This is a genomic window from Arsenophonus endosymbiont of Bemisia tabaci Q2, assembly GCF_902713415.1.
Taxonomy (GTDB): Bacteria; Pseudomonadota; Gammaproteobacteria; order Enterobacterales; family Enterobacteriaceae; genus Arsenophonus.
Genome location: NZ_CACTIE010000251.1, coordinates 1 through 2,576, shown reverse-complemented (window position 1 = coordinate 2,576; position 2,576 = coordinate 1). Strand labels below are relative to the sequence as shown.

1 protein-coding gene and 3 pseudogenes are annotated in these 2,576 nt (G+C 38.4%); 3 read left to right on the top strand and 1 reads right to left on the bottom strand.

All coding sequences use genetic code 11. The features are described from left to right. Positions 1 to 320 precede the first annotated feature (320 nt). From ARSQ2_RS15105 to ARSQ2_RS13275, 3 pseudogenes are all read left to right on the top strand, one after another. Positions 321 to 1,414: pseudogene (locus ARSQ2_RS15105) on the top strand (M1 family aminopeptidase). Positions 1,415 to 1,451: 37 nt separating this feature from the next. Next, a pseudogene (locus tag ARSQ2_RS13280) lies at positions 1,452 to 1,883 on the top strand (DUF3458 domain-containing protein). A gap of 12 nt (positions 1,884 to 1,895) precedes the next feature. Next, positions 1,896 to 2,420, top strand: a pseudogene (locus ARSQ2_RS13275) (aminopeptidase N C-terminal domain-containing protein); the annotation flags it as partial. A 15-nt stretch (positions 2,421 to 2,435) separates the two neighbouring features. Here the strand turns inward: ARSQ2_RS13275 and ARSQ2_RS15100 are convergent. Further along, positions 2,436 to 2,564 (bottom strand): hypothetical protein, encoded by a 129-nt coding sequence (locus tag ARSQ2_RS15100; protein ID WP_420837776.1) that lies wholly within the window; start codon positions 2,562 to 2,564, stop codon positions 2,436 to 2,438. Between the last annotated feature and the right edge of the window lie 12 nt (positions 2,565 to 2,576).

The window sequence follows — 2,576 nt, the reverse complement described above, 5'->3', positions numbered from 1 at the left end:
ATGTAGAGTAATTACTTGTAATCATTTTAAAGTCGCCCAGCTATAACAATAATTGATACAAGTAAAAATTTACTATGATGCAACAGTGACAAGAGAAATATCGTCTGGATTACCAGGCGCTTGATTACACCATTACCGATATTGAATTGGATTTTGTGCTTGATCCTGCAACCACCATGGTCACTGCCATTAGCCGAGTAAAACGATTAAATTCAGAGGCTAATGTGTTGATACTCGATGGCGAAAACCTGATTTTGCACACTATTCATATTGATGATAAACCGTGGACAGCCTATCGTGAAGAGGCAGGAAAACTGATTATGCAATCAGTGCCTGATACTTTTGTTCTTAAGGTAGTTAATGAAATAAATCCGCTAAAAAATACTGCATTAGAAGGGCTTTATGTGTCAGCTGATGTTCTTTGTACTCAGTGTGAGGCAGAAGGTTTCCATCATATTACCTATTATTTAGATAGGCCAGATGTATTAGCACGTTTTACAACTTGTATTACCGCCGATAAATCGCGCTATCCGTATTTGCTCTCCAATGGTAATCAGATTGACAAAGGAGAAACAAACGATGGCCACCATTGGGTAAAATGGCAAGATCCTTTCCCTAAGCCAAGTTATCTTTTCGCCCTGGTAGCAGGTGATTTTGATGTTCTTTATGATAATTATGTTAGCCAAAGTGGCCGTAATGTTACGTTAGCACTTTTTGTCGATAAGGGTAACCTTGATCGGGCTGACTGGGCAATGGTCTCTTTGAAAAATGCCATGCGTTGGGATGAAAGACGTTTTGGCTACGAATATGATTTAGATATTTATATGATAGTGGCCGTTGATTTCTTTAATATGGGAGCGATGGAAAATAAAGGACTCAATATTTTCAATGCCAAATATGTGTTGGCCAAAACAGAAACGGCAACGGATAAGGATTATCTGAATATTGAAGCAGTGATTGGTCATGAATATAGCTGGGCGACTTTAAAATGATTACAAGTAATTACTCTATATCAGTAAATTTATACTGGAGAAAAACATATATTTTGTAATCAAAATTAAGACGCTTAGCTATATTTTCATAATTGGACGGGTAATCGTATTACTTGCCGAGATTGGTTTCAATTAAGCCTGAAGGAAGGGTTAACCGTTTTTCGCGATCAAGAATTTAGTTCTAATTTGGGTTCTCGTTTTGTAAATCGGATTGAAAATGTCAGGCTGATGCGTGCGCATCAATTTGCAGAAGATGCCAGTACGATGGGGCATCCTATTCGTTCGGAAAAGTAATAGAAATGAACAACTTCTACACTTTAACCGTTTATGAAAAAGGGGCGGAAGTTATTCAGATGTTGCATACGCTGTTAGGCGAAGAACAGTTTCAGGCGGGTATGAAACTCTATACCCGCCCGCCATGATGGTAGTGCCGCAACCTGTGATGATTTCGTGCAAGCGATGGAAGACGCTTCTAATATTGATTTGACTCTCTTTCGTCGTTGGTATAGCCAATCGGGTACACCTTTAGTGACGGTCAGAGATGAATATTTAGCGGAAAAACAGCAATATTTATTGCATATTAGTCAAATCACAGCACCAACGGCAGATCAAGCAGAAAAATTACCATTACATATACCGCTCTAGATATTGAGCTGTATGATAACGCAAGGTAATGTAATTTTCCATTACAGCATCATGGTCGTGCTGTGTATTCCGTGCTTAATGTGGTTAAGGAAGGCTAAGCAAACTTTTGTTTTTGATCAGGTTAATTCGCCGCCAATACCTTCATTACTGCTTGAATTTTCCGCGCCGGTGAAATTGGATTATTCATACACTGATGAGCAATTAGCATTATTGATGCAATATGCCAGTAATGATTTTGCTCGTTGAGATGCTGCGCAATCACTACTATCAATTTATATTAAAGAGAATGTCGTACGCCAACAGCAGCGGGAAGATTTAATATTGCCACAGCATATTATTGACGCATTCAAATCTGTTTTACTTGATGAAGCCTGTGATCCGGCTTTATGTGATCCGGCTTTAAAAGCGCAGCTATTTACTTTACCTTCAGAAAATGAAGTCGCTGAGTGGTTTGCTATCATCGATCCGATAGCTATCTATAATGTTATTAACTTTATTATCCAAAAATTTGCCACTGAAATGGCGGCTGAATTTGTTGCCGTTTATCATGCCAATAAAATGACCGAGTATCGAATCGATCATGGGGATATTGCCAAAGGTTCTTTGCGAAATATAGCTAAGCGACTTAATTTTGATGACATTATTTATATGAGCTATTCAATTGATTTTAGACGTAAAGTGATATTTACGATGGAAGAAAAGGGTTCAGTATCCGAGAAACAGCGAAGCAATTTCGGATTGGCTGTGCATCTGTATCGCGTTGGATTAATCAAATATAGCTAAGCAACTTAATTTTGATTACACCATATTGAGTGCGAACAAAATATCTTTGTCGCATCCGAGCGCTCTTTTTTTACATTTAGCTTGTGCCCATTTATGTTCAATTGGATTAAGAACTGGCGAATAGGTAGGCAAATATTCCACCATATGCCCCGCATC